The 19,291-nt window shown below is 72.5% G+C and carries 18 protein-coding genes; 9 read left to right on the top strand and 9 right to left on the bottom strand.

Annotation, left to right across the window (positions count from 1 at the left end; translation table 11 throughout):
* Window positions 1-16 precede the first annotated feature (16 nt).
* Genes tssJ through tagF form a run of 5 tightly spaced genes read left to right on the top strand, consistent with a single transcriptional unit; the run spans window position 17 to window position 7,338 of the window.
* Window positions 17-502 carry a type VI secretion system lipoprotein TssJ gene (tssJ, locus tag QM782_RS01535; RefSeq protein WP_415201179.1) on the top strand — a complete coding sequence of 162 codons (486 nt, stop codon included), beginning with the start codon at window positions 17-19 and terminating at the stop codon, window positions 500-502.
* On the top strand, window positions 499-1,875 hold the full coding sequence (gene tssK / locus QM782_RS01530; RefSeq protein ID WP_415201178.1) for a type VI secretion system baseplate subunit TssK: 1,377 nt from the start codon (window positions 499-501) through the stop codon (window positions 1,873-1,875). Before tssJ ends, tssK begins: the two co-directional genes overlap by 4 nt.
* Window positions 1,876-1,880: 5 nt before the next feature.
* Complete coding sequence (locus QM782_RS01525) at window positions 1,881-3,221, top strand: DotU family type VI secretion system protein (RefSeq protein WP_415201177.1); 1,341 nt, start codon at window positions 1,881-1,883, stop codon at window positions 3,219-3,221.
* Window positions 3,218-6,790: a type VI secretion system membrane subunit TssM gene (gene tssM, locus QM782_RS01520; RefSeq protein WP_415201176.1), complete on the top strand. Its 3,573-nt coding sequence runs from the start codon at window positions 3,218-3,220 to the stop codon at window positions 6,788-6,790. The genes QM782_RS01525 and tssM overlap by 4 nt, the downstream gene beginning before the upstream one ends.
* A complete protein-coding gene (tagF, locus tag QM782_RS01515) occupies window positions 6,772-7,338 on the top strand; it encodes a type VI secretion system-associated protein TagF (RefSeq protein WP_415201175.1) in 567 nt (188 codons plus the stop codon). The genes tssM and tagF overlap by 19 nt, the downstream gene beginning before the upstream one ends.
* A 153-nt stretch (window positions 7,339-7,491) precedes the next feature.
* On the opposite strand, the gene QM782_RS01510 is transcribed toward tagF, so the two are convergent.
* Window positions 7,492-8,163, bottom strand: coding sequence for a TetR/AcrR family transcriptional regulator (locus QM782_RS01510; protein ID WP_415201174.1), 672 nt, complete (start codon window positions 8,161-8,163; stop codon window positions 7,492-7,494).
* 339 nt (window positions 8,164-8,502) lie between these two features.
* Complete coding sequence (locus QM782_RS01505) at window positions 8,503-8,940, bottom strand: hypothetical protein (RefSeq protein ID WP_415201173.1); 438 nt, start codon at window positions 8,938-8,940, stop codon at window positions 8,503-8,505.
* A 223-nt stretch (window positions 8,941-9,163) separates the two neighbouring features.
* Here QM782_RS01505 and QM782_RS01500 point away from each other — a divergent pair, with 223 nt between their 5' ends.
* The 3 genes from QM782_RS01500 to QM782_RS01490 all read left to right on the top strand — a co-directional run bounded on the left by QM782_RS01500 (window position 9,164) and on the right by QM782_RS01490 (window position 12,086).
* Window positions 9,164-9,610 (top strand): type II 3-dehydroquinate dehydratase, encoded by a 447-nt coding sequence (locus tag QM782_RS01500; protein ID WP_415201172.1) that lies wholly within the window; start codon window positions 9,164-9,166, stop codon window positions 9,608-9,610.
* 232 nt (window positions 9,611-9,842) lie between these two features.
* Window positions 9,843-10,892: a Gfo/Idh/MocA family protein gene (locus QM782_RS01495; RefSeq protein ID WP_415201171.1), complete on the top strand. Its 1,050-nt coding sequence runs from the start codon at window positions 9,843-9,845 to the stop codon at window positions 10,890-10,892.
* A 204-nt stretch (window positions 10,893-11,096) separates the two neighbouring features.
* Window positions 11,097-12,086 (top strand): Bug family tripartite tricarboxylate transporter substrate binding protein, encoded by a 990-nt coding sequence (locus QM782_RS01490; RefSeq protein ID WP_415201170.1) that lies wholly within the window; start codon window positions 11,097-11,099, stop codon window positions 12,084-12,086.
* Between the two features lie 16 nt (window positions 12,087-12,102).
* On the opposite strand, the gene QM782_RS01485 is transcribed toward QM782_RS01490, so the two are convergent.
* The 4 genes from QM782_RS01485 to QM782_RS01470 are packed head-to-tail and all read right to left on the bottom strand — an operon-like array spanning window position 12,103 to window position 15,940.
* On the bottom strand, window positions 12,103-12,852 hold the full coding sequence (locus tag QM782_RS01485; protein WP_415201169.1) for a PP2C family protein-serine/threonine phosphatase: 750 nt from the start codon (window positions 12,850-12,852) through the stop codon (window positions 12,103-12,105).
* Window positions 12,853-12,860: 8 nt separating this feature from the next.
* Window positions 12,861-14,372: a type VI secretion system-associated FHA domain protein TagH gene (gene tagH, locus QM782_RS01480; protein WP_415201168.1), complete on the bottom strand. Its 1,512-nt coding sequence runs from the start codon at window positions 14,370-14,372 to the stop codon at window positions 12,861-12,863.
* A gap of 45 nt (window positions 14,373-14,417) precedes the next feature.
* Window positions 14,418-14,585, bottom strand: coding sequence for a hypothetical protein (locus QM782_RS01475; RefSeq protein WP_415201167.1), 168 nt, complete (start codon window positions 14,583-14,585; stop codon window positions 14,418-14,420).
* Window positions 14,585-15,940 (bottom strand): TIGR02270 family protein, encoded by a 1,356-nt coding sequence (locus tag QM782_RS01470; RefSeq protein WP_415201166.1) that lies wholly within the window; start codon window positions 15,938-15,940, stop codon window positions 14,585-14,587. The genes QM782_RS01475 and QM782_RS01470 overlap by 1 nt, the downstream gene beginning before the upstream one ends.
* A 93-nt stretch (window positions 15,941-16,033) precedes the next feature.
* Between QM782_RS01470 and QM782_RS01465 the strand changes: the two genes are divergently transcribed.
* Window positions 16,034-17,035 (top strand): LysM peptidoglycan-binding domain-containing protein, encoded by a 1,002-nt coding sequence (locus tag QM782_RS01465; RefSeq protein WP_415201165.1) that lies wholly within the window; start codon window positions 16,034-16,036, stop codon window positions 17,033-17,035.
* 118 nt (window positions 17,036-17,153) lie between these two features.
* On the opposite strand, the gene QM782_RS01460 is transcribed toward QM782_RS01465, so the two are convergent.
* From QM782_RS01460 to QM782_RS01450, 3 genes are all read right to left on the bottom strand, one after another.
* Entirely contained in the window at window positions 17,154-17,951 is a 798-nt protein-coding gene (locus QM782_RS01460) for a hypothetical protein (protein WP_415201164.1), read from the bottom strand.
* A 44-nt stretch (window positions 17,952-17,995) separates the two neighbouring features.
* Complete coding sequence (locus QM782_RS01455; protein ID WP_415201163.1) at window positions 17,996-18,379, bottom strand: glyoxalase superfamily protein; 384 nt, start codon at window positions 18,377-18,379, stop codon at window positions 17,996-17,998.
* Between the two features lie 194 nt (window positions 18,380-18,573).
* Window positions 18,574-19,011, bottom strand: a complete 438-nt coding sequence (locus tag QM782_RS01450; protein WP_415201162.1) for a hypothetical protein — start codon at window positions 19,009-19,011, stop codon at window positions 18,574-18,576.
* Window positions 19,012-19,291: the final 280 nt, after the last annotated feature.

Below are 19,291 nucleotides of genomic sequence, written 5' to 3'. Positions count from 1 at the left end.
TGCACAGGGGAAGCCGATGCGCATCGCAGGCCATGGATCGGGTTGTGTCGCACGCCGCGGCGTGCTGCTGGCGGCGCTGGCGCTGGCCGCCTGCGGCGGCCCGCCCAAGGTGCCGCCGACCACCGTGGCGGGCAGCGTGGCCGCCGCCGCCGGGCTCAACACCAGCGTCAGCGGCCGGCCGTCGCCGCTGCTGCTGCGCCTGTACGAACTCAAGGCCGACACCGCCTTCACGGCGGCCGATTTCGTCTCGCTCTACCAGCGCGACCAGGGCGAGCTCGGCGCCGAGCTCGTCGCCCGCGAAGACCTGACGCTGCAGCCCGGCCAGAGCCTGCCGCTGCGGCGTACGCTGGCGCCGGAGACGCGCTTCATCGGCGTGTTCGCGGCCTACCGCGACATCGAGCACGCGCGCTGGCGCGTGGTGCTGCCGGTGCGGCCGGGCCAGGCGCACCAGCTCACGGTCCGCGCCGGGGCGCTGGCGGTGTCGGCGGAGATGGCGCCGTGAACGCCGCGCGGCCGCCCGAGGCCGCTCCGGCCGCCGGCCCGGCGGCGGACAAGGTCGTCTGGACGCAGGGCATGTTCCTGCAGCCGCACCACTTCCAGCAGGAGACGCGCTACCTGGAAACGCTGCTGGACCGCCGCCTGCAGGCGCTGGCCGTGCACGGCTGGGGCTTCACCGTGCTGGCGCTGGACGAATCGCAGCTGGCGCAGGGCCGGATCGCGCTGGCGCGCGCGGCCGGCGTGCTGCCGGACGGCACGCCGTTCGACCTCGGCCCGGCCGACCGCATGCCGGCGCCGCTGGCGCTGCCGGACGACGCCCGCGACGACGTCGTCTGCTTGGCCGCGCCGCTGGCGCGCGAGGGCGTCGACGAGGTGGACTTCGACGCGGCCGACGGCGAGGCCGCCCGCGGCCGCTACCGCGTCGTCGACCGCGTGCTGCGCGACCGCACCAGCGTGGCCGACGAGCCCGAGCCGGTGCAGACCGCCGCGCTGCGCCTGCGCCTGGTGCGCGCGCGCGACCTGGGCGAGGCCGATGCCGCGCTGGGCGTGGCGCGCGTCGCCGAGCGCCGCGCCGACCGCCAGCTCGTGCTCGACCGCACCTACGTGGCGCCGCAGCTGCGCATCGACGCCAGCGGCCAGCTCTCCGCCATGGCCGCGCTGCTGCACGGCCTGGTGCGCCAGCGCGCCGAGGCGCTGGCCGGCCGCATGGGCCAGCTCGCGCACGGCGTGTCCGAGCTGGCGGACTTCCTGATGCTGCAGACGCTCAACCGCGCCGAGCCGCTGCTGCGCCAGCACGCGCTGGCCCCGCACGCGCACCCCGAGCTGCTGCACCGCGACTGCCTGCAGCTGGCCGGCGAGCTGGCCGCCTTCGCGCCCGGCGCGCGGCTGCCGCGCGAGTACCCGCTGTACCGCCACGACGACCTGCAGGCCAGCTTCGCGCCGCTGCTGGACGACCTGCGCGGCATGCTGTCCTTCGCCTTGCAGCGCCACGCCGAGCAGATCGCGCTGACCGACCGCAGCCACGGCGTGCGCACCGCCGTCGTGGCCGATGCCGAGCTGCTGCGCAGCGGCAGCCTGGTGCTGGCCGTGCATGCGCAGCTGCCGGCCGAGCAGCTGCGGCTGCGCTTTCCGGCGCAGTCCAAGCTCGGCCCGGTGGACCGCATCCGCGACCTGGTGAACCTGCAGCTGCCCGGCGTCGCGCTGCGCCCGCTGCCGGTGGCGCCGCGGCAGCTGCCGTTCCACGCCGGCTGCCACTATTTCGAGCTCGACCGCGGCGGCGAACTGTACAAGCAGCTCGAACGCAGCGGCAGCCTGGCGCTGCACGTGGCCGGCGAGTTCCCCGGCCTGGAGCTCGAGCTCTGGGCCATCCGCGCATGACCGCCATGGACCGCCCGGCCCTCGACGACCCCTTCGCCGCGTTCGACGAACAGCGCACCTTCGTCAAGCCGCGCCCCGGCGGCGGCGCGCGCGCCGCGGCGCCCGCCGCGGCCGCGCCGGCGGCGCCGGAATCCGACGCCCCCGCCGCCGACGCCGGCCTGAACCCGCTGCTGGCGCTGGCCAACCGGCTGCTGCTGCTGGTGCCGCCGCTGCGGGCCACGCAGCGCGTGGACGACCCGGCCGCGCTGCGCCAGGCGCTGGCCCAGGGCATCCGCGACTTCTCGGCCGCCGCCGCGGCCGCCGGCATCGCGCCCGAGCGCGCGATGGCCGCGCGCTACGTGCTGTGCACCATGCTCGACGAGGCCGCCGCCGACACGCCCTGGGGCGGTTCCGGCGCCTGGGCTCGGCACAGCCTGCTGGCCATGTTCCACAACGAGACGCGCGGCGGCGAGAAGGTGTTCCAGCTGATGGCCCGGCTGGCCCAGGAGCCGGCCGCCAACCGCGACCTGCTGGAGCTGATCTATTGCGCGCTGGCCCTGGGCTTCGAGGGCCGCTACCGCGTGATCGACAACGGCGCCGCGCAGCTGGAGGCCGTGCGCGACCGGCTCGCGCAGATCGTGCGCGGCGAGCGCGGCGACCATGCGCGCGCGCTGGCCGCGCACTGGCAGGTGGCGCCGCTGCCGCAGCGCCGCGTGCCGACCTGGCTGCCGCTGGCCGCCGGCGCGGCCGGGGCGGCGCTGCTGCTGGCGCTGGCCTACACGGGCTTCTCGCTGTCGCTGGCCGAGCGCTCGGACGCGGTGTTCGGCCAGATCCAGTCGCTGCGGCTCACGCCGCCGGTGGTCGCGCCGCCGCCGCCGGCGCCGATGCCGCGGCTGGCCCAGCTGCTGCAGCCCGACGTGAAGGGCGGCCTGCTGGCCGTGCGCGACGAGGTGGACCGCAGCGTCGTCACGCTGCGCGGCGACGGCCTGTTCGCGCCGGCCAGCGCGCAGCCGGCCGCCGGGCACGAGGCACTGTTCGGCCGCATCGCCGCCGCGCTGGCGCAGCTGCCCGGCACGGTGCTGGTCACCGGCCACAGCGACAGCAGCCCGATCCGCACGGCGCGCTTCCCGTCGAACTGGCACCTGTCGCAGGAGCGCGCCGACGCCGTGCGCGCGCTGCTGCTGGCCAAGGGCCTGCCGCCCGAGCGCGTGCGCGCCGAAGGCCGCGCCGACGCCGACCCGCTGGTGCCCAACGACAGCGCCGGCAACCGCGCGCTGAACCGGCGCGTGGAGATCACGCTGATGGTGCTGGGGCGCCCGCCGGCGGCGGCCGCGCCGGCGCCCGCGGCATCGGGAGCCGTACGATGATGAAGAAGCTGCTCGGCCTCGTCTTCAACCGCTGGCTGCTGCTGGCGCTGCTGCTCGCGGCGCTGTCGCTGCTGCTGTGGATCGCCGGGCCGCTGCTGGCCTTCGGCGAGGCGCGCCCGCTGGAGAGCGAGCGCCAGCGCTGGACCGCCATCGCCGCGCTGTGGGGCCTGGCCGCCGCGCTGGCCGCGTTCGGCCGCTGGCGCGCGCGCCGCGGCAACGCCGCCGTGGTGCAGCAGCTGGTGCAGGCCCCGGCCGAGGCCGGCCCGCGCGAGAGCGCCGACCTGGCCGCCGTGCGCCAGCAGTTCGAGCGCGCGCTGCAGGCGCTGGCCCGCATGCGCTTCGGCGCGCAGGGGCCGCTGAAGGGCTGGGCCGCGCGCCTGGGCGGCCGGCACCTGTACCAGCTGCCCTGGTACGTGATCATCGGCGCGCCCGGCGCTGGCAAGACCACGGCGCTGCGCCACAGCGGCCTGAACTTCCCGCTGGCCGACCTGCTCGGCGGGCAGGCGCCGCGCGGCATCGGCGGCGTGGGCGGCACGCGCCACTGCGACTGGTGGTTCACCGACCGCGCCGTGCTGGTCGACACCGCCGGCCGCTTCACCACGCAGGACAGCGACCCCGGCACCGACCAGGCCACCTGGGACGGCTTCCTGCAGCTGCTGCGCAGGAGCCGCCCGCGCCAGCCGATCAACGGCGTGCTGGTGGCCGTCTCGGCCAGCGACCTGCTGGCGCCCGCCGCGCAGCGCGCCGCGCATGCGCTGACGGTGCGCGCGCGGCTGCAGGAGCTGCACGAGCGGCTCGGCATCGCCTTCCCGGTCTACCTGCTGGTGACCAAGGCCGACCTGCTGGCCGGCTTCATGGACTACTTCGCCACGCTCGACAAGGCCGAGCGCGCCGCGCCCTGGGGCTTCACCTTCCCGCGCGAGGGCGCGGCCCCGCTGGCCGCGCTGCCGGCCGAGTTCGACGCCCTGCGCCAGCGCCTGCTCGACGGCCTGGTCGAGCGCCTGCAGGCCGAGCGCGACCCGGCCCGGCGCGCGCGCATCTACGGCTTCCCGGTCCAGTTCGCCGGCCTGCGCGAGGCGCTGCAGACGTTCGCCGAAGACGTGTTCGCGCCCTCGGCGCTGCAGGCGCAGCCGCTGCTGCGCGGCGTGTACTTCATCAGCGGCACGCAGGAGGGCGCGCCGATCGACCGCGTGCTCGGCAGCGTGGCGCGCCGCTACCGGCTGGAGCATGCCGTGCTGGCGCCGCAGCAGGCCAGCGGGCGCAGCTACTTCCTGCAGCGGCTGCTGGACGAGGTGGTCTTCGCCGAAGCCGGCCTGGCCGGCACGCGGCGCGGGTGGGCGCGGCGCCAGCGCCTGCTGCTGGGCGCCGGCTACGCGGCCGTCGGCCTGCTGGCGGTGGGGCTGGCCGCCACCTGGTGGCGCAGCTACGCCGACAACCGCCGCTACGTGGACGACGTGGCCGCGCGCGCCGGCCCGGTGCAGCAGCTGCTGGCGGCCACGCCGAACCGCGCCTCGCCCGACCTGCTGCCGCTGCTGCCGGCGCTGCAGGCCACGCGCGCGCTGGCGCAGCCGGCCGAGGGCGGGGCCGGCGGCTGGCGCGGGTTCGGCCTGTCGCAGCAGGGCAAGCTCGACAGCGCCGCCCAGGCCGCCTACCGGCGCATGCTGGCCGACGCGCTGCTGCCGCGGCTGGCGCTGCGCGTGGAGGAACAGTTGCGCCAGAGCGCCGGCAGCCCCGAGCCGCAGTACGAGGCGCTGAAGGTCTACGTGATGCTGCACGAGCCCGCGCATTTCTCGGCCGACGACCTGCGCCGCCACGTGCAGGACGACTGGGACACGACGCGCCGTGAATTGACGCCGGCCCAGCGCGAGCAGCTGCAGGACCACCTGGACAGCCTGCTGGAGCAGGGCGGCGTGGCCTCGCCGCTGCCGGCCGATGCGGCGCTGCTGAAGTCGGTGCGCGCGCAGCTGGCGGCCCAGCCGCTGGCCCAGCGGGTGTACGCGCGGCTGCGCAGCCAGGGCCTGGGCCAGGACTTCCCCGCGTTCAGCGTCGCGCGCGCAGCCGGCCCGGGCGCCGCGCTGGTGTTCACCCGCGCCAGCGGCGTGCCGTTGACGCAGGGCGTGCCCGGCCTGTACACGCGCGACGGCTACCTGAAGGGCTTCCAGAAGCAGGTCGGCCAGGTGGCGGACCAGCTCGCCGCCGAGCAGCCCTGGGTGCTGGCCGTCGCCGACGCGCCGCGCGACGCCGCGGCCCGGCTGCGCGCGCCCGCGCCGCTGGTGGACGAGGTGCGCCGCCTGTACCTCGCCGACTACGCCGCCACCTGGGAGGCCTTCATCGCCGACATCAAGCTGCAGCCCATGGGCCAGCTCGGCCAGTCGGTGCAGATGTCGCGCCTGCTGTCCGCGCCGGACAGCCCGCTGCCGCCCTTGCTCAAGGGCATCGCGCGCGAGACCACGCTGGGGGCCGGCGGCGGCGCCGTGGAGACGGCCGAGCAGCGCGCACAGCAGTTCGTGCGCGAATCGCAGAAGAAGCTGGCCGGCCTGGTCAGCGGTGCCGCCACCGGCGCGCCGGCCGGTCCGGCGCAGACGCTGGAGGAGCAACTGGTCGACAGCCGCTTCGCCGGCCTGCGCCACTTCGTCACGCCGCTGCCGGGCGGGCGCGCGCCGCTGGACGACACGCTGGCCCTGGTGGCCGAGGTCAACCTGCTGCTGACCGCCGTGCAGACCGCGCTGCAGGGCGGCGCGGCGCCGCCGCCCTCGCCGTTGCCCAACCGCGTGAAGGCCGAGGCCGCGCGCATGCCGCAGCCGCTGCGCACGATGATGGAGACGCTGTCGCAGGGCAGCGCGCAGATCGCCCAGGGCCTGATGCGCCAGAACCTCGCGCAGGAAGTGCGCTCGCAGGTCGGCGAGTTCTGCCAGCAGGCCGTGGCCGGCCGCTACCCGCTGGTGGCCGGCTCGCCGCGCGACGTGACGCAGGCCGACTTCGCCACGCTGTTCGGCCCCGGCGGCAAGATCGACCAGGTGTTCCAGAGCCGGCTCGCGCCCTACGTGGACACCAGCACGCGGCCCTGGCGCTTCCGCGCCGTGGAGGGCACGCCGCTGGGCGCGGACGCCGGCACGCTGCCGCAGTTCCAGCGCGCCGCGGCGATCCGCGAGACCTTCTTTCCCGGCGCCGGCGGGCCCGCGCTGCGGCTGGACTTCAAGCCGATCGAGATGGACGCCACGATCCAGCAGTTCATCCTCGACGTGGACGGCCAGATCGTGCGCTACGCCCACGGCCCGCAGATCCCGACGGCGGTGCAGTGGCCCGGCCCGCGCGGCAGCTCCGAGGTGCGCGTGCAGCTCAGCCCGCCCAGCGCCAGCGGCGCCTCGGGCCTGGTGGACAGCGGGCCGTGGGCGCTGTTACGGCTGTTCGACCGGGTGCAGATCGAGCCCACCGGCGCGCCCGAGCGCTTCCGCGCCACCTTCGACGTGGGCGGCCGCAAGGCCGTGTTCGAGGTCACGGCCAGCAGCGTGCGCAACCCGTTCCGGCTGCGCGAGCTGCGGGAGTTCGCGTGCCCGGCGGGGCTGTAGCCGCCGGGCCGCCGGGCTGGTTCGGCAAGCTCGCCATGCTGGGCGACTTCGCGCACCGGCGGCTGCCCGAGCCGGTGCTGCGCCAGCTCGACCGCTGGCTGTCCGCCACCATGCAGGCGCTGCCGCAGGCCCTGGGCGAACGCTGGCCCCAGGCCTACCTGGAGGCGCCGCTGCTGCGCTTCGCCTGGGCGCCGGGCGTGGTCGACGCGCAGTGGTGGTTCGGCGTGCTGATGCCCAGCTGCGACAAGGTGGGGCGGTACTTTCCGCTGGTGGTGCTGCAGGCGGGGGAGGGGGAGGGAGCGGCGATGCCGGAGGACTGGTACGCCGCGCTGGAGCGGGCGGCGCTGGGGACGCTGGAGCGCGGCGCGTCGCTGGCGGCGTTCGAGGCCACGGTAGCGGCGGCGCCGCCATGGCCCGGGGCCTGTCTCGCGCCGCAGGAGCGGCAAGAGGGGCGAACGCGGTGGTGGTCTGCCCGCATGGCCGACCCGTGCGACGTCGGTGGCTTGCCGGATGTGCATCAGGCTGTCCGGCTGCTGCTGAAGTTCTGATGCGCAGTACGCAGGTCTGCTTCGACGAAGGGCGGGCAGCGGGAAGCACGGGCTGCCTGGCGATGCGGGTTCTGGGAGCCGCTGCGCCGGCGGTTCAACGGCGTGCTGGAGGGGCGGCGAGGACAGGTTGCGGAATGGCTGGAGCAGCGCCCGTCACTCGCGCACCAAGTAGCCCAACGTGTACTCCACAACATGTGACAGACGCTCATTGAGGGCCTTGGTCGCCATCAGATTGCGTCCGAAGACGAGCGACAAAGTGTGCTGATTCGACAGGTAGAAGTAGGTCAGGCCGACGATGGAGATATACAGCTGAAGCGGGTCGACACCGCCACGGAAGACTCCTTGAGAACGGCCTTTCTCCAGAATCTTTCCAAGCGTGTCGATGAGGGGCGAGTTGATGTCCCGGATCAGCGTTGACTTCTCCAGGTGCCTTGCGCGGTGCAGGTTCTCGCTATTGATCAGCGTGACGAATTCCGGATGCGCAAGGTAGTAGCTCCAGGAGAACTCGACCAGCTTTCTGATGGCCTCGATTGGGCCCAGCGCGTCTAGGTCGAGCTTGGATTCCGCTTCGCGGATGCCACGGTAGGCATCCTCCAGCACGGCGAGGAACAGCCCTTCCTTGTTCTTGAAGTAGTAGTAGATGAGCCGCTTGTCGATCTTGGCCGCGTCGGCGATGTGGTCCAGCCGCGTGCCGGCAAAGCCGGTGGTCGCGAACGCTTGCAGCGCGGCATCGAGAATGGCACGCTGGGTGCGTTCGGCATTGCGTGAGCGGGACTCCACAGAAGTGACTTCCATGCCTGCCGCGACTTTGTTCAGGCTAGTCATTTCAAGACCGATACCCTCGGATGGCTGGTCGGGTTCGTCGGCAACTTGAGCCGGTGCAGAGAAGGGGATGCCGTTGATTGTGCACCACGGGTGATCCCGCGAGGACGTGGTTCACCACGGAGCGGCGACACGCTGCTGGCCGGCTTCGATGATTTCGTCGAGGAGGCGGGCAGGCCATCGCGCTGACAGGATCTCCGCCCCGATGGGGCCTGCGAACCTGGCCTCGGCCACCATATGCCGGATGCGGCGCACGTCGATCGCGCCATCGCCCATCGTGCCGATGGCCGAACGCCGGATCGGTCGCTGGAACGGGCCGGTCGGACACCTGAAAGCCGCTCATCAGGGGGCTGGCGATGGAGGCCTGCGGATCGCGTTGCGGTCCGCCGCATACATCGGATGCAGCGCATCGATGGCCAGGAGGGCGCCAGCCGCATGGACTGCCGGAAGAATCGCCTGGGCACCTTCAAGGATTCGCCACCGGGCACCGCTGGCATCTTTTCCAAGACCATCGATGCCGCCGCTCGTCAGGGCCACGGACTCAGTGTCCAAGGCGCTCTCCTCGACCATGCGGTGGGTACCGTCGACGGCCTTGCTCCATGCGCTGGACGGCGAAACCGGACCGGAGCCGATCTTCAGTGAACGGCCGCGCGGCGCTTGCGCAGTGCGCTGTACGCCGATGTCGGCATCGTGCTCTTGCCGAGGCGAGGCCACCCGGACGCCGCGTCGGACGCAGGCGTCCAGCACGGCACCGAGGGAATGCCCGGCTCCGATGGCCATCGGGTTGCGAGCGGGGTTCGAGCTTGATGCGGGCGACGTGGTTGTTGTACACAATGGCAATCTTTATTCACTCAATCGGGACTTATTGGTAGGTGTTTTCCCTGATTTTGGTGAAATTTTGACTTAAAGATATCTATCTATTCCCATTTGGGTGACTTAGAATTCCTCCATCAACGATGCGCCGTCGATACCGCGGCTCGCAGTCGAACCCGAGGAGCACGCCATGTCCCGCCTGATCTACATCCTCAACGGCCCCAACCTGAATCGCCTGGGAACCCGCGAGCCGCACATCTACGGGGCCGAAACCCTGGCGATGGTCAAGCAGCGGTGCGCTGACAGGGCCTTGTCACTGAACCTCGAGATCGACTTTCGCCAGTCGAACTTCGAGGGCGACCTCGTCGAGAGCGTCCACGACGCCGTGGACCGGAAAGCCGCCGGGATCATCATCAATCCGGCCGGCCTGACCTTTACGTCCGTCGTGCTGATGGACGCCCTCAAGATGTTCGAAGGTCTCAAACTCGAACTGCACATCTCCAACGTGCATGCACGCGAGGCCGTCTACCACAACTCCCTCATGAGCAAGGTCGTGACGGCCGTGGTCGCCGGCATGGGCACGGACGGCTACATCCACGCGCTGGACTGGCTGGCCAATCGCCTGACGGAGATCTGAGAGATGCGACCCTGGACGACGGTCGCCGGCAGGCCGCCCATGCGCTTGCGTCTTCTGCTTCGATGGCCGCGAGCGTCGGCGATGCGGGCGGCCTGCTGCGTCCGCCGACCGGTCGAAGGTGCCGATGGCAGCGCAGGCGTCCCTCCAAACACCGTCATACGCGGCGGCACGCAGCGCAGCCACCCGCTTTTCCAACCGGCCTTCGCACGCCGAGACCACACGAGATAGAACCATGACACCACTTCGCATCGTCCTGATGGGCGTTGGCCTGATTGGCAGAGAACACGCGACGCTCGTGCGCAACCACCCTCGCACGGAACTTGTGGCCATCGCCGATGTTTCCCCGGACGGGCAGGCCTATGCCAAAGAGCTGGGCATCCCGTGCTACGCCAGCTACGAACAGATGCTGGACGAGACGAAGCCGGACGGCGCCATCGTCGCACTGCCGAACCAGATGCACCTTGCAGCCGGCCTTGCCTGCATCGAGCGTGGTGTTCCGATGCTGATGGAGAAGCCCGTCGCCGATACCGTGACGGCTGCCTTGCAGTTGGCCAAGGCCAGTGAGGCCGCCAGTGTGCCGATCCTGATCGGCCACCATCGCCGGCACAGTCCCGACATCCGGGCGGCGCGCCGCGCGGTGCAGGACGGCGAGCTCGGCCAGATCGTTGCCGTGAACGGCATGTGGCTCGTCAACAAGCCCGACAACTACTTTGCTGCCGAATGGCGCCGGCGCGCCGGTGGCGGCCCGCTGCTCATCAACCTCATTCACGACATCGACTGCCTGCGCTTCATCTGCGGCGAAATCGACAGCGTGCAAGCCATCGCGTCGAACAGCATCCGGAAGTTCGAGGTCGAAGACACCGCGGCCGTGGTGATGCGCTTTGCAAGCGGCGCCGTGGGCACGTTCCTCATCAGCGACGCCGTGCCGTCACCGTATTCCTGGGACATCGCTTCCGGACAGGCCCTTTATTTCCCGCACCAGCCCGAGGACTGCTATTTCATCGGTGGACGCAAGGCTTCGCTGGCGGTGCCCACGATGAATCTGTGGCGCCATGAGGAGCAGGGAGGCCATTGGCAGCAGCCGCTGGTGCGCAAGCACATGCCGAAAGACCGCTCGCTGACATACGTGAATCAGCTCGAGCACTTCGCCGCAGTGATCCGTGGCGAACAACCGCCACTGGTTACGGCCCGCGATGGAACGATGACGCTCGCGGCGGTTCTCGCCGTCGACCTGGCTTCCAGAGAAGCCCGCAGCGTGCGCATCGCGGAGATGCTGGGCTGACCGGCCCACGCTCCAGGCAGCAACAGAAGACCGTGGATGAGCATCATGAAGATGCGACCGGAGTTCCCGTCCCACGCTGTCCCTGCGAAGGACGATGCCGCTGCGGCCTATGAGGCCGTAGCGCATGTCTCACGTGGCAGCGGCGTTGCTCGAACGTTCACTTCCTGACTACCGCCGGCATACCGCCATTTGAGAGGACACAACGTGACCCCATTGAATCGTCGACACTTCGCACTGGCACTGGCCTTCAGCGGTGCTGCAGGTCTTGCGACGTCGCCCGCCCAGGCCCAGGCCTATCCCTCCAAGCCGATCAAGATCGTCGTGGGGTTTGCTGCGGGAGGGCTGACCGACATCTTGGCGAGAACCATCGCGCCGGTGATGTCCGACAAGCTCGGGCAACCCGTCATCATCGACAACAAGCCTGGTGCGAACGGCAACATCAGTACCGCCTTCGTCGCCGGCTCGGAGCCCGACGGCCACACCCTGCTGTTTTCCTCGAGCGCGCAGATCGTCTACAGCCCGAACACGTACAAGAAACTGCCCGCGGACCCCATCAATGGACTGCGCCATCTCTCTCTGATTGGTGAAGGCGATTTCATCTTCGTCGCGAGCACCGGTACAGGCGTACATTCCCTTGCCGAGTTCGTCACGTTGGCGAAGTCCAAGCCGGGTGCGCTGAACTACGCGACCAGCGGTCCCGGGGGCAGCCTGCACGTCGTTCAGGAGATCTTTCTGCAGCACGCCGGTATTCAAATGGTGCCGGTCCACTACAAGGGAAGCAGCGCGGCGCTGACCGACCTCGTTGCCAACCAGGTGCAGTTGTTCTGCGATGGCCTGCCATCTCTCGAGCCTTACATCAAGACTGACAAGCTCAAGCCGCTCTTCGTCACTGCCAAGAAGCGGTTGCCGGCGCTGCCGAATGTGCCGACCGCCGCGGAAGTGAAGCTGGCGGATCTGTCGAACATCTCCAACTGGTTCGGCCTGCATGCGCCCAAGGGAACGTCTGACGCGACGGTGGCGAAGATTCAAGGTGCACTGGCGGCCGCGATGGCATCCGAAAGCGTCAAGGAGAAGATGAGGGGCCTCGCGATCGAACCCGTGTTCAGCACGCCGGCTGAATTCGTCGCGCGCATCGATGCGTCGAACAAGCTGATCGGCGCCGCGGCGAGAGCGGCCAACATCCAGATCGATTGATATTCCGACGAGGCGCTCAGCTCGCGTTTCCCACCCACACCGCCACCGCACTGAAATTGTCCTGGTCCTCGCGCTCCTGCGCGAGGATGGCCGCGCGCATCGCGTCCAGCCAGGCCGCGGGCGAGTCGGCGGCGTGCAGGCTGGCGGCGATCAGCGCGTCGCCGGCGCTGGCCCACCAGCCGTCGCTGGCGAGCAGGAACGCGTCGCCGTCGGCCAGCGGCTGCGGCGCCGTGGTGTGCGGCCGCAGTTCCTCGTCGATGCCCAGCGCGGCGGCCAGGTGGTGGCGGTGCGGGTGGCTGCCGGCCTGCTCGGGCGTCAGCACGCCGGCGTCGAGCAGGCCCTGCACCAGCGTGTCGTCGCGCGTGACCTGTTCGATGCGTGCGCCGCGCAGCCGGTACAGGCGCGAATCGCCCACGTGGCTCCACAGCGCGCAGCCGCGCTGCAGGTCGATGCACAGCGCGACGACCGTGGTGTGCATGGGCGCGCCGCCCTGGCGGTCCCGGCGCACCTGGGCGTGGGCCGCCAGCACCGCGCCGGTCAGCGTTTCCGGGCGCCAGGGCAGCGTGGCGTCGGCCAGGCCGGCCTGCAGGCTGGCGACCGCGCAGCGCGCGGCGCGCTGGCCGTCGGCGTGGCCGCCGGCGCCGTCGGCCAGCACGGCGAACCAGGCCGGGCCGTTGTCGTGCACCAGCAGCACGTCCTCGTTGACGGTGCGGGCGCCTGGCTCGGTGCAGGCCGCGGTGCGCAGGCACAGGGCGGGCGCGGGCATGGTGCGTCTCACGGGGTGGCGCCGGGGGCGGCGGGCGCGGGCGCGGGGGCGGGGCGGTCCAGCCGCGCGACCTGCTCCTCGTAGGCCTGGAGGAAGGCCTTGCCGAACAGCGTGTGGAAGTCCTCGTGCGCCTCGTCGCGCAGCGCCTCGAAGTGGCGCAGGTACAGCTCCCACAGCCGGGCCTTGCGGTTCTGCGGCAGCACGCTGTCCAGCAGCGAGCGGCTGCTGAGCCGGGATTCCAGCACCGCGGGCTCGAAGCGCGCCAGCATGCCGTCCAGCGCGGCGCGCGTGCCGGCCATGGTGCCGATGGTGTGGCCCACGAGGTCGCGCATGGCGTCGGCCATGGCCACCGGCGCCGGCAGGAAGCCGCGCAGCGGCGGGCGCAGCAGCTGTTCCAGCACCGACTGCGCGTCGGGCGAAAACTTCAGCGGGTTGTTGTCGCGCGCGCGGATCACGGTCACGGCCGCGCGCAGTTCCTGCCGGGTGGCGGCGCGCACGGCCATCATCTGCAGCGTGCCCTCGACCGCCGTGCGCAGCAGCTCGCCGGCCAGGCGCATGCGCTCGGCGGCCGCGCCCTCGGGCAGCTCGGGGCGGATGCCGGCGCCGGCGCAGAAGGCCTGCCAGAGCTCGCCGGCCGGGGGCGCTCCCGGTACTGCGGCAGGCGTGGTGGGCGCGGCAGGTGGTGGTGGTGCAGGGGAGGCGGCCGGCGGCGCGGGGACGGCGGCGGGCGGCGCTGCGGCGTGCGGCAGGAAGGGGGCATGCAGCGCCGGCGTGTGATCGGGCACGGCGGCCGGGGCGGCGGGCGCGGGGAGCGCAGGGGGTCCCCCGGCCATGAAGCCGGCCATCGCGTCGTGCGCGCCGGCGCCGCCCTGCAGGCCGAACAGCTCGTCGATCGAGCGCTCCTGCGCGGCCGGCAGCAGGTCGGCGAACGGGTCCGCGGCCGGGGCGGCGGGCCGGGCCGGGGCGGCCGGCGCCAGGGCCGCGAAGGGGTCGAAGTCGTCCGGCAGCAGCGCGGCCGGCGATGCCGCCGGTGCCGGCGGCGGCGCGGCGGTGCCCAGCAGGTCCGCGAACGGGTTGACCGATGCCGCGGGCGGCAGGGCAGCGGGAGCCAGGGCGGAGGCCGCCAGGGCGGAGGCCGGCAGGGCGGCGGGCGCGGTGGGCGCGCGCTGCACCTGCGTGGCGCCGGCATCGCCGGCCGGCGGATCGGCCACCACCTCCAGCCGGTAGCCGCCGATGCGCAGTTCGTCGTGCGCCTGCAGCGGTGCGGATTCGCCCTGGTGCAGCGGCTGGCCGGCCACGCTGATCGGGTTGGCGCTGCCGATGTTGCGGATGACGAAGCCGCCGCCCGCCTGCGCGCGGATCTCGGCCTGCTGGCGCGAGATGTGGCGCTCCGGGTCGGGCAGGGCCAGCGTGTTGTGGTCGGCCCGGCCGATGGTGCCGCCGCGCGCGTCGAACCGGGCGGTCAGGGGCTGGGTCAGCGGCAGCTCGTTCAGCGACACCGCGCGCAGGGTCAGGGTCATGGTGAGCGCTCCTTGCGCGGATGGTGTCGCTGCGCCGCGGCCGGTTCAACGTCCGAAAGTCACCGTGAGCCACAGCGCCACCGCGCCGAACACCAGCGCCAGCCAGCCCCAGGTATGGGCCGCCGTGTCCAGCCGCCGCAGCCGCCGTGCGCGGGCCAGCGCCAGGACCAGGAAGACCAGCGCCAGCGCGCCGAAGATCCAGCGCGCCGCCATCAGGCCCCCGTGCGCGCCAGGCCGAGCAGGCGCTTTTGCCGCCAGGCCGGCGCGGCCAGCGGGAACAGCGGCTGCCCCGGCTGCAGCAGCACCAGCTGCTGCGCGGCCAGCGCGCGCTGGCGCTGCGAGCCTTCGCGCAGCACCTGCTGCAGGTGTTCCGGCGCGGCCGGCCCGCCCACGCAGCAGCGCCGGCCGGCGGGGAAGCGCGGCGCCTGCGCCTGCCACCAGCGCTGCATGCGCGCCGGGTCGGGCCAGGGCAGGCTTTCGTCGTCGTCGAGCGCGACGTCCTCGTCGTCCGGGTCGTCGCTGGGGCCGGCGGCGAAGCCCTCGGGCTGCGCCCCCTCCAGGTCCAGCGCCGCGAGGTCGGCGCCGGTGATGGCGCTGAAGGCCTCGCCGGCCACGCGCGCCAGCCGCGGGTCGGCCATGCGTTCGAGCAGCCAGGGCACGAAGGCCGGGTCGCCGAGCCAGCCGACCGTGCGGACGGCCTCGCGCAGCGCGCCGCCGCCGGCCTGGGCGAAGCCGCGCAGGTGCTCGCGCGTGCGTGCGGGCGGCAGCAGCTGCACCGCCAGCGGGCGCAGCCGGTCGCAGGCCGCCGGCGTGGCGAAGGCCAGGCGCTCGACCGCCTGCAGCGCTGCGCCGCGGTCGCCCAGCAGGCAGGCGGCGTGGGCTGCATGCGCGGCCAGGGGCAGGGCGCCGGCCTGCTCGGCCTCGGGCAGCGCGGCCAGCACCAGCGGCGCCAGCGCGTGCCGGCCGAGCTCGGCGGCGCAGCGCACCGCGGCCTGGCGCAGCAGCGGCGATGTGCTGCGCAGGGCGGCGGCCAGTGGCGGACCCGGGTCCACGCGGTGCAGGCGGCAGGCTTCCAGGCCGAGCGCGCGCTGCCAGTCGGCCGGCGCCGCGAGCAGCGAGCGCACGGCGTCGCGCAGCAGGCCGGGCGTGGACCAGCCGAAGGCCGAGACCACGCCGCGCCAGGCCTCGGGCGCGGCCGGTGCCAGCGCCAGCAGCTGTTGCTGCAGGGCCGTGTCGCGCGCCGCCAGCGCGGCCGCCAGCGCCGCGAAGACCTCGCCGCAGCCCAGCCGTTCCAGCGCGGCCTGCGCGCGCGCCAGGCCGTAGGCGCCGGCCACGGCCAGGCCGTCCAGGTGCGCCTCGATCCGGTCGTCCAGCCGCTGCAGCTGCAGCAGCCGCACGTGGGGCGCGCGCAGCAGCACGCTGCGCACGTGGCGCAGGTGGGCGGCCTCTTCCGCGTGCTGCTGCACGATGGCCGGGATCGGCGGGCGCTGCAGCGGCGCGCGCGCCGGCGGTGGCGGCGCGGGGGCGGGCGCGGCAGTGGAGAAGAAGGATCCGGTTTCGGCGTGCATGGCGGTCGGCTGCCATGCTGCGCCGCGCCGGGCCGCGGCGCGCATGCCCAAAGTCATGTGCGCGGAGCGCGGGCGGCTTCCATACTTGCCGGCATGGCCCCGCCTTCCCCGTTGCTGCGTACCGTCCCTGCCGCCGTGGCGCTGGCGCTGCTGGCGGCCTGCGCCGGGCCGGCCAAGCCGCCGGCATCCGCGCCGGAGCCGGTGGCCGTGGCGCCGCCCTTGCCCGCGCTGCCGCCCGTGGCGCTGCCTCCACCGCAGCCGGCCACCGTGGCCGAGCGCACGCAGGCGCAGAAGATCGCGAAGGCCGTGGTCGAGTTGCTGGAAGCCGGCCGCGAGGACGAGGCCCGTGCCGAGCTGGAGCGGGCGCTGCAGTTGGACGCCGCCAACAAGCTCGCCCAGAACCTGATGCGCCAGATCACCGTCGACCCGGTGCAGGAGCTGGGCAGCGAGTCCTTCCCCTACCAGGTGCGGCCCAGCGACACGCTGTCGCGCATCGCCGGCAACTTCCTGGGCGACATCTACGCCTTCTACATCCTGGCGCGCTACAACGGCATCAAGGTGCCGCGCCAGCTTAGCGGCGGACAGGTGCTGCGCATCCCGGGCAAGCCGCGCACGGCGCCGCCCGTTCCCGCGCCGCCGCCGAAGCCCGTGCCGCCTGCGCCTGCGCCGCAGCATCCGCCGCCTGCGCCGGTGCCGGTGCCCGTGCCCGTTCCGGAGCCCCCGCCGGTGCCGGCCCCGCCGCCCGAGCCGCCACCGCCGCCCCCTCCGCCGCCGGAACCCACGCCCGGCGAGCGCGCGATGCGCAGCGCCGAGGCGGCCGAGCGCGCCGGCCGGCCGGAGCAGGCGCTGGCCGAGTACCAGCGCGCCGCCGGCCTGGAACAGCCCGGCGCCCAGGCGCGTGCCGACGCGCTGCGCCGGCGCCTGGTGGAGCGCCACGGCCTGGAGGCGCGCACCGCGTTCGCGCGGCAGGACCTGGACGGCGCCATCGCCGCATGGGACAGGGTGCTGGCGATCGACCCCGGCAACAGCGGCGCCCGCCTCGAACGCCAGCGCGCCGTGGACCTGAAGCGGCGCGCCGACCAGTTGCCGAAGTGAGGGCGCATCCCGTGCCGGCGGCGCCGCCGCCGTCACGCGCTCACTGATCAGGCGGGGCCGTGCAGGTCCGCCCGGCCCGCTGCATGGGCGGCGACGGGCGCCAGCGACCGGTCCGGCGTCACCGCGCCGGCCCCGTGGCGCCGGCGTGCCCGAACACCTGCCCGATGGAACTGGCGCCCGGCGCATAGGCCGACAGGCCGGCGCCGAGGAGGGCGACGAAGACCGCCGTGGCGGCGAACGGCACCGCGGTGCGCCGGACCGCGCTGGCCAGCCAGTGCCGGGGATCGCGGCCGCGCAGGTAGCGGAACAGCGCATAGGAGAGTGCGCCATCCACGAGGACTTCCGCGAAGACGAGCGGCGCGATGTAGATGACGTAGAACGACGCGACGGCGAGGCCGGCCGCCAGCGCCAGGGCCGCGAGCGGCACCGCGAACTCGTCCGCATCGGCGGCCGCGCCGAGCGCATCCCCGATGGGCGAGCCGGCGTCCGCGGGTGCGGGAACGGCGGCATCGGCCACACCGGCCGGCGCATCGAAGGAGGCCGCCGCGCCGCCGCCGCCGAAGTCGCCGCCCGCGCCGCTGCGGAACGCCGGCGCCGCGGCCGTCCCGCCGCCGCCCGGGCTGCCGGAACCCGGCAGGAGATCGGCCGCGCCGGCGTAGTCCGCAGCGTTGGTGCGCAGCCAGAGCCAGATGAGGAACAGGAAGAACAGGTAGGCGCAGCCGACCGCCAGCGGGTAGCGGACGGTCATGCTGTCCAGCCCGAGCTGGAGCAGCGCGAAGGAGCTCAGCAGCCCGAAGCCCCCGGTCAGCGCCGAGATCAGCGTCATCTGCGCGCGCGGGAACGCATGGTCGAGCAGCCGCTGCCGGACCCGCGAGACGGCCAGCGCATGGAGGAAGGCCGGGGAGCGTCGCTGCATCGGATGGTGGCTCGGGCTGGAGGAGGAGGGGGCGGTCGGCGCTGCTACAGGCCTTGGCCGACGTCGATCCGGTTCCCGTCCGGATCGGCGAAGACGAAGCACCGCAGGCCGAAGTCCGCATCGCGCATCGTCTTGATGATCCGCACCTTGCTCCGCGCTAGATGGTCGTACAGCGCGGCGGCATCTTCCACCATCAGGTGCGCCACGTTGCACGCGCTGGCCTGGTGGCCCCGGTGCAGGGCGAGATGCAGTTCGGCCCCGTCCTTCTGGAGGATGGCGAATCCCACCGGGTTGCCGTTCTCGAAGACCTTCGTGAACCCGAGGATGGAACCATAGAAATCGATGGCCTTCGCCATGTCCGAGACAGATACCGTCGGGGCCATCCGGCCGAAGCGGACGGCAGCACCCCGCGGGGAAGATTCGCGCATGGCGCTCTCCAGAAGTGGATGGCGATTGTCGGGGCGGTTGCGCCGGCTGCGGCAGGAAGCCGTGGAGACCGGGAGGTGGTAGAAACACCCGCTGCCGATAGGGGCGCGCACGCGTATCCATCTGATCCGATGAGATGCCCCACGCAAGGCCGCGGCATTGCACCGGCGCGGCGATCCGCCCGCCGCGTGCCGAGTCAGGCTGTACTTCGCCCCGGCTCCCAGCGGACGGTGAGAATGGTCGCCGGCTCATGGCCGAACGCGCGATGGTAGATACCGGCCCCCCAGATGGCATAGTCGCCGGCGTGCTTCAGCCAATATGTGAGCGTGGCGCTTGGCGCGAATGAGGGATCCGCACTGAAGTCGAGTCGGAACCGGCTCTGCGTGGAGACCAACAGGGAGATCGTGCGGCCAGTACTCACGGGCTTCTCTTCGCCATTCGGATCGCCTGCTGGATGTGCATACCATTTGACGCACAGATTCGAGGATGCAAGATCCTTGGGCATGTGCCGCAGATCGTGGGGTGCCGACTTGCTCCAATCACTGAACCCGATGAACCAGCCGGTTCCGTTGGTGGCAGCGGAACCGGCATTGCCGAACTCCACTGGAAGGGATGCCAGGAGGGGTGAAGACATTCTTGTGTTGCTCGGTGCTTGAATCTATCCGCGCTGCGAAGCAGCGTTGGCTTGAATGAATTATGGGGTCGCTCCATTCTTTGCTGGCTGGGTATCAATCGTAGTGCCGTGATCCGGCAGCAGCAACTCTCCGGCCAGTAATAGGACGGCGAAGAACTCGTCGTGCAAGCCCGCTTGTCGAATCCTCTACGGAAGACTCGCGCGGTTGGTGGCGTGGGAGGTGAGGATTGGAAAAACTCGATTTTCCAATTAAGAGTTGGTTATCCAGGCCAGTACTTTT

The organism is Pseudorhodoferax sp. (assembly GCF_047601025.1).
In the GTDB taxonomy this organism is placed as follows: Bacteria; Pseudomonadota; Gammaproteobacteria; order Burkholderiales; family Burkholderiaceae_C; genus Pseudorhodoferax.
This window is presented reverse-complemented; position numbering and strand designations above follow the sequence as displayed.